This is a genomic window from uncultured Leptotrichia sp. (genome assembly GCF_938036635.1).
Lineage (GTDB): Bacteria > Fusobacteriota > Fusobacteriia > Fusobacteriales > Leptotrichiaceae > Leptotrichia > Leptotrichia hongkongensis.
Genome location: NZ_CALHQO010000069.1, coordinates 1 through 6,914, shown reverse-complemented (window position 1 = coordinate 6,914; position 6,914 = coordinate 1). Strand labels below are relative to the sequence as shown.

Here is a 6,914-nt window from a genome sequence, read left to right as displayed (position 1 = left end):
TTATATAATTTTAGCAGTTTAATTTAAAATAGGTTTGAGTATATTTTAGTTTATTTTGTATAAAGTATTCGTTTGTTATAAATATATTACGTAAAAAAATTAGCCGAATTTGAATTCGGCTTTTTTAAAAAGATAAATCTTTATTTTTTATTATTTAGGGACTTGATAGTTTTGATGACAAATAGGACATTGCATGAATTCTTGCTTTTTGCTTATTGGAAATATTGGTATCCAAAATAATGTAAACCATTGTTGTGAACTCATAAATTGTAAATCTGATATATTGTTACATCGAGAACATTCATATTTTCCTACTACACCAAGATTCTTTATTTTATTTTTCGTTCCGTACACTATAATCATTTTATTACTTTTCCTTTCAAATTATTAATCTTCTTTTTTTATTTCTAATAATTTTAGTCTTAAATCATCCGCAAGTACATTTTTTTCTATTTCAGCAGGAGCGCCCGTCATTAAATCCTGTCCTTTATTTGTTTTAGGGAATGGGATTACTTCTTTTATAGAATTTTCTTTTAGCATTGCCATAAGCCATCTGTCGATTCCAAAGGCAAGACCTCCGTGTGGTGGTACACCGTATTTTAGTACTTCCAGAAAGAATCCAAATTTATCTTGCTGTTCTTCTTTACTAAGCCCTAATTTTTCAAATACTTTTTCTTGTAGTTCTTCTTCATGAATTCTAATACTTCCTCCACCGATTTCATATCCGTTTAAAACCATATCATAGGAATCTGTTTTAATCTTATCAAGCTCATTTGAATCAAGATATTTTCTGTCTTCTTGCTTTATTGAAGTAAACGGATGGTGTTGAGCCTTATATCTATTTTCTTCTTCGCTCCATTCAAACATTGGGAAGTCAATTACCCATAGGAATTTGAAAGAATCCTTATCGATTAATTCCAGTTCTTCTCCAAGTTTTAGTCTTAATGCTCCCAGTCCATCGTGAACAATTTTATATTTATCAGCTAAAATTAAAGCGATTTCGTTATTTTTAATTCCTAATTTTTGAGTAATTTCTGTTAACTTTTCTTCAGTAAAAAATTTTGCAATTGGAGAATTAATTTCACCATCTTCATTAATTTTGATATAAGCTAATCCTTTTGCTTTGAAATATGTTTTTACAAAGTCTTCTAAATCTTTGATGTATTTTCTTGAAAATTTTTCAGCATTTGGAGCAACGATAGCTTTTACATTTCCACCATCTTTTATTGCATTTTCAAATACTCCGAATCCAGAATTTTGTGTTTCTTTGGATAAGTCAATCAATTTCATGTCAAATCTTAAATCAGGCTTGTCTGAACCATAAAAATTCATTGCATCATCATAGCTCATTCTTTCAAAGTTTTCAGTAATTTCAATGCCTGTAACATCTTTAAATACTTGTTTTGCAAGTGCTTCTGTCACATTTAAAATATCTTCTTGCTCAATAAACGACATTTCCAAGTCCAATTGTGTAAATTCAGGTTGTCTGTCGGCTCTTAAATCCTCGTCTCTAAAACATTTTGCAAGTTGATAATATTTATCAACACCTGATACCATAAGTATTTGCTTAAATAACTGTGGAGATTGCGGTAAGGCATAAAAGTCGCCTTTGTTTATTCGGCTTGGAACTACAAAATCTCTTGCTCCTTCGGGAGTGGCTTTCGCTAGAATGGGAGTGTCAATATCTAAAAATCCATTTTCATTCATAAATTTTCTAATCGAAAATAGCATATCATTTCTTTTTATAATGTTATTTAACATTTTTGGACGTCTTATATCGAGGTATCTGTAAGTTAGACGCATATTTTCATTAAGATTTCCTGTTTCATCAATTTCAAATGGTAATTGTTTAGAACGGCTCAGAATTTCAATATTTTTTGCTTCAACTTCAATATCTCCAGTAGGAATATTTTTATTTTTGCTACTTCTTTCAGCTACTTTTCCAGTAACTTTTATAACCCACTCATTTTTTAATTTTCTAGCTTCTTCAAAAAGTTCTTTTCCTGAAACTTCTTCATTTACTAAAATTTGAGTAATTCCATATCTATCTCGCAAGTCAATGAATGTGAAATGCCCCAAATCCCTAACTTTTGAAACCCATCCAGATAAAACAACTTCTTCTCCGATGTTTTCTATTCTTAATTCATTTAATTTATAATTTCTGTACATTTTTATTTTTCCTTTCAATTTTTCTTTTTATTTTAAAAGTTTAATAATTTCTTCCAATTTATATTTTTCTTGCTCCCCTGTACTAAATTTTTTCATTGTAACTACATTTTCATTTTGTTCATCTTCACCTAAAATTATTACAAATTCTGAATTTTCTTTATTTGCTTTTTTCATTTGTGCTCCAAAACTTTTTGGATTGTAGTCAAAGTTGACTTTTATTTCATTTTTTCGTAGTTCTTCTACTATTTTTACAAAATATTCTTTTGTTTCGTCAAAATAAATAACGTAAGTCTTATTTTCTTCTTTTGCAATCAAATTTTCATCCATAAGCATTGCAATTCTTTCCATTCCAGCGGCAAAACCTATTCCTGGCACTTTTGCATTTCCAAGTATTTCAAGTAGTCTGTCGTAACGTCCCCCAGCCAGCACAGTTGCCTGCGAGCCTAATTTGTCAGATTTTATTTCAAATACTGTATCTGAGTAATAGTCAAGTCCACGCACCAGCTTGTCATTCACTACATAATGAATATTCATTAATTCAAGACATTTTTTTGTGTCTTCAAAATAATTTTTACTTTCTTCGTCAAGATAGTCGTATAATTTTGGAGCGTTGATAAATTGTTCTTGGTCACCTTTATCCTTTGAATCTAATGCTCTTAAAGGATTAGTTTTATATCTTCGTTTTGAATCATCACTAAGTTTATCCAGTCTTTTTTCCATAAATGCTTTTAAATCATCAATGTATTTTTTTCTTGAATCAATATTCCCAAGACTGTTTATTTCCACAGTCAGTCCAGTAATTCCAAGTTTTTCAAGAAATTCACATCCCATTCGAATAATTTCTGCATCAAGGCAAGCAGAACGGACTCCGAACATTTCAACACCCATTTGATGAAATTCCCTAAATCTTCCTTTTTGAGGGGCTTCGTAACGATACATTGGACCGTTGTAGAACCATTTTACAATTGGGGAAGACTTGTGAAAACCTGCTTCCAAATAGGCACGTACAACTCCAGCAGTACCTTCTGGACGCATTGTAACATTTCTGTTGCCTTTGTCTGTAAATTCGTACATTTCCTTTGAAACAACATCTGTTTCATCTCCAACACCACGTCTAAAAAGCTCAGTTTCTTCCAGAATAGGCGTTATAATTCGTTCAAATCCATATTTTTCAAATACACTTTTTGCTGTATCAACAATTAAGTCATATTTTTTTACATCATCAGAATATCTATCTTTCATTCCCTTTAAAACACTAATCATTCTTAACTTGTCCTTTCATCACATGCAATTTTAGCAATTAAAAATTTATCTTCTCATATTATATCAAAAAATGTGAGTTATTATCAATATTTATTTGAATTTATTTTTTAAATCAAAATGAATAAATTTAAAATTGATTTTTATAATGAAATTTTGATTTTTGTGAAATATGAAAATTTAAAAATTAATATTTGTATTTTAAAAGATTTATGATAAAATTTTATTATCTATTTAAATTTTTAAAATTAAAGTAATAAATTAAATAATTTTTTGTATTTAATCTAAAATAGCATAGCTTTTAGAATTATTTTTAAACTAGTTTTGTTATGATAATATAATTTTATGAAGAAAAGAGGGTAATATGTATAAGGTGCTAATCGCAGATGATAACAAACAAATTGTTTCTATATTGTCAGAATACTGTAAAAAAAATAATTTTACTGTAAGTACTGTATTTGATGGGGAAGCAGCATTAAAGGAAATTGAAGAAAATGAGTTTGATATAATACTTTTGGATGTAATGATGCCGAAAAAGGATGGTTTTGATGTATGTAGAGAAGTGCGTACTTTTTCAAATGTTCCAATTATAATGATTACGGCACGGGGGGAGGACTACGAGAAAATAATGGGGCTGGAAATAGGGGCAGATGATTATATAGTAAAGCCTTTCTCGCCAGGAGAAATAATTGCAAGAATAAATGCAATTTTACGTAGAATAACACCTAAAAATGATGAAAGTGCAAAAATTTTCATATTTGACAATCTTGAGATTGATTTGAATAATTTTACAGTAAAGATAAATGATGAAATAATTTCGTTGACTAAGAAAGAAATAGAGATTTTATGGACTTTGGCAACAAATCAGAACAAAGTTTTTACAAGAGAAAATTTATTGGACTTAATATGGGGATTTGATTATTTTGGAGAAAGCCGTACTGTCGATACGCATATAAAAAGGCTTCGTGCAAAACTTGACAATTATAAGCATGAGAAATGGAATATTAAGACAATTTGGGGAGTTGGCTATAAATTTGATGTTTTAGAAAATTAACTTTTTTAATAAATCATTGAATAAAAAATGTAAAGTTCAAAAAAATAAAAAAGGAGTGAAGTTTTTTTTATGGGTAAAAGAATTAAAAAGATTTTTTTTAATGGAGAGGAGTATCCGCCAGAGACGTTTAGGTTAGGAATGATGCTATGCATGGTTGGGGGATTTATGGACGCATATACTTTTGTTACACGTGGAAAGGTGCTTGCTAATGCACAGACAGGAAATGTTGTTTATCTTGCTATAAATTTACAAAGGGGAGATTTTGGAAAAGCCTTTAATTATTTTATGCCGATTCTTGTTTTCACATTTGGAATATTATTTACTGAATTTATTAGAGTGAAATTTGAAAAACATAGAATTTTTAGATGGCAGCAAATTGTTATATTTTACCAAGTTATAATAATGTTTTTTATTTCATTCATTCCAAGTGGAAATTGGAATATTGTTGTAAATATGATTATGTCGTTTATTGCCGCAATTCAATATCAAGGATTTAGAAAAATTAGGGGACTGGCAGGAGCGACAACAATGTGTACTGGGAATTTACGAAGTGGAATGGAGAACTTATTTAAATATATAAATACAGAAAACAAGTCGTATTTACAAAATTTCTGGATATATTTGGGATTAGATGGATTTTTCTTTATTGGAGCAATGCTTTGTGTAGTTTTAGTAAAAATATACGGTATAGGAGCGTTGCTTGCTTGCTGTATTCTACTAGTTGCGGTGTTTATTATAATGTTTAAGGAAACTATTTAGGAAATAGGAGGTATTTAAAATTGAATAATTACAAGCCACCTTTTCAAATAACTGAAAAAATGACAGTATTAATAGGTGAAATAAGTGAAGAAATAGGAAGAATGTCTATTTTTCAGGAAAAAATTTCAAATCCGCATTTAAGGAGAGAAAACAGAATAAAAACAATTCATTCTTCACTCGCTATTGAACATAATTCTCTCTCGCTGGAACAAGTTACAGCTATATTGGATGGAAAAAGAGTTTTAGGAAATCCTAACGAAATAAGAGAAGTAAAGAATGCTTATGAAGCATATGAACTATTAACTAAGTTAAATCCATTTTCAGTAAAGGATTTATTGAATGCTCACAGATTGATGATGAATGGGCTGGTTAAGGAAAACAGTAAATTTCGTTCTCAAGAAGTTGGTATTTTTGCTGGAAGAAAAGTTGTACATATTGCTCCGCCAGCAGATTTAGTACCTAAGCATATAAGCAGTTTAATTTCATGGTACAAGACTTCTTCTGTACATCTATTGATTAAAAGTGCTGTTTTTCATTATGAATTTGAATTTATTCATCCATTTTCAGATGGAAATGGTCGTATTGGAAGAATGTGGCATACTTTACTGCTTGGAAAATGGAAAAAAATATTTTTTTGGCTTCCGATAGAGGAATTGATAAAAAAAGAACAGAAAGAATATTATGATACTCTTGCAATAGCTGATAAAGAAAGTGAGAGTACAATATTTGTAGAGTTCATGCTTAAAATTATAAACGATAGTTTAAAAGAAATTAAAACTTCTGAAAGAATAACCGACCAAGATAACGACCAAGTAACCGTACAAGATAGCGACCAGGATAAAAAACCAGTCGAAAAATTACTTAGTGTCCTTGGAGATAATGTTTTATCAGCAGTAGAAATTATGAAAAAATTAAATTTAGTGCATAAACCTACTTTCAGAAAAAATTATTTAAATCCTGCCTTAGAGGCAAAATTGATTGAAAGGACAATTCCCGACAAACCTAATAGTAAAAATCAGAAATACAGGAAATCAGAAAAAATTATTAAAAGATAAAATGGATTGGAAAGGTGGTAAAAATAATGAATCTTATAGATAAGAATACCAAAGTTTACTATATTAGCACCTTTTTACTATTTTTAGCTTCCACAATGCCACACTCCATTCTGACTGTACTTTTTCTGAAAAAAGGCTTGTTAATGTCGCAGATTGTGTTAATGCAGTCTTTTTTTAACCTTTCAATGATTATTTTTGAGATTCCAAGTGGAGTAATGTCGGATTTATATTCAAGGAAAAAAGTTTATATTTTATCATTGCTTACATTGGTTGTTACATTTTTCCTAATTATATTTTCCAAAAGTTTATTTTGGTTATCAGTCGCATATACAATATATGGATTGGCAAATGCACTGGAAACTGGGACAATTGATGTAGTTTTAATAAATAGTTTGAAAAATAATGAAACTGCACTGCAAAAATTTTTAAAATATCAAAAGCAAATTTCGACTTTTTCTTCTATTTTAGGTTCAGGAATAGGATTTTTGCTTTATTTTAAGATAGGTGTAAATATTTACTTTATTTCCATTGTTTTAATATTTTTCAATATGCTTCTAACAGCTTTATTTTTTTCCGATGAGAATAAAAAAGCAAATGAAAAATATTAAAACAATGGA

At 29.2% G+C, this 6,914-nt stretch carries 7 protein-coding genes; 4 read left to right on the top strand and 3 right to left on the bottom strand.

Annotation, left to right across the window (positions count from 1 at the left end):
- Nucleotides 1-150 precede the first annotated feature (150 nt).
- The 3 genes from Q0370_RS01315 to hisS are packed head-to-tail and all read right to left on the bottom strand — an operon-like array spanning nucleotide 151 to nucleotide 3,432.
- The gene (locus Q0370_RS01315; RefSeq protein ID WP_299571055.1) at nucleotides 151-363 is read right to left on the bottom strand and encodes a zinc-ribbon domain-containing protein; all 213 of its coding nucleotides are present in this window, start codon (nucleotides 361-363) and stop codon (nucleotides 151-153) included.
- Nucleotides 364-387: 24 nt separating this feature from the next.
- Nucleotides 388-2,169, bottom strand: a complete 1,782-nt coding sequence (gene aspS, locus Q0370_RS01310; protein WP_299571053.1) for an aspartate--tRNA ligase — start codon at nucleotides 2,167-2,169, stop codon at nucleotides 388-390.
- Between the two features lie 27 nt (nucleotides 2,170-2,196).
- The gene (hisS, locus tag Q0370_RS01305) at nucleotides 2,197-3,432 is read right to left on the bottom strand and encodes a histidine--tRNA ligase (RefSeq protein WP_299571050.1); all 1,236 of its coding nucleotides are present in this window, start codon (nucleotides 3,430-3,432) and stop codon (nucleotides 2,197-2,199) included.
- A 361-nt stretch (nucleotides 3,433-3,793) separates the two neighbouring features.
- On the opposite strand from hisS, the gene Q0370_RS01300 reads away from it, so the two are divergent.
- The 4 genes from Q0370_RS01300 (at nucleotide 3,794) to Q0370_RS01285 (ending at nucleotide 6,905) form a co-directional block, all read left to right on the top strand.
- The gene (locus tag Q0370_RS01300) at nucleotides 3,794-4,483 is read left to right on the top strand and encodes a response regulator transcription factor (RefSeq protein ID WP_299571047.1); all 690 of its coding nucleotides are present in this window, start codon (nucleotides 3,794-3,796) and stop codon (nucleotides 4,481-4,483) included.
- Between the two features lie 69 nt (nucleotides 4,484-4,552).
- Entirely contained in the window at nucleotides 4,553-5,242 is a 690-nt protein-coding gene (locus tag Q0370_RS01295) for a YoaK family protein (RefSeq protein WP_026746853.1), read from the top strand.
- A gap of 20 nt (nucleotides 5,243-5,262) precedes the next feature.
- The gene (locus Q0370_RS01290) at nucleotides 5,263-6,297 is read left to right on the top strand and encodes a Fic family protein (protein WP_299571042.1); all 1,035 of its coding nucleotides are present in this window, start codon (nucleotides 5,263-5,265) and stop codon (nucleotides 6,295-6,297) included.
- Between the two features lie 26 nt (nucleotides 6,298-6,323).
- Complete coding sequence (locus Q0370_RS01285; RefSeq protein WP_299571039.1) at nucleotides 6,324-6,905, top strand: MFS transporter; 582 nt, start codon at nucleotides 6,324-6,326, stop codon at nucleotides 6,903-6,905.
- Nucleotides 6,906-6,914 lie beyond the last annotated feature (9 nt).

Coding starts and splice junctions, on each gene's coding strand:
- aspS (WP_299571053.1), bottom strand. CDS start 2,169: ATGTACAGAAATTATAAATTAAATGAATTAAGAATAGAAAACATCGGA.
- Q0370_RS01300 (WP_299571047.1), top strand. CDS start 3,794: ATGTATAAGGTGCTAATCGCAGATGATAACAAACAAATTGTTTCTATA.
- Q0370_RS01285 (WP_299571039.1), top strand. CDS start 6,324: ATGAATCTTATAGATAAGAATACCAAAGTTTACTATATTAGCACCTTT.
- hisS (WP_299571050.1), bottom strand. CDS start 3,432: ATGATTAGTGTTTTAAAGGGAATGAAAGATAGATATTCTGATGATGTA.
- Q0370_RS01315 (WP_299571055.1), bottom strand. CDS start 363: ATGATTATAGTGTACGGAACGAAAAATAAAATAAAGAATCTTGGTGTA.
- Q0370_RS01295 (WP_026746853.1), top strand. CDS start 4,553: ATGGGTAAAAGAATTAAAAAGATTTTTTTTAATGGAGAGGAGTATCCG.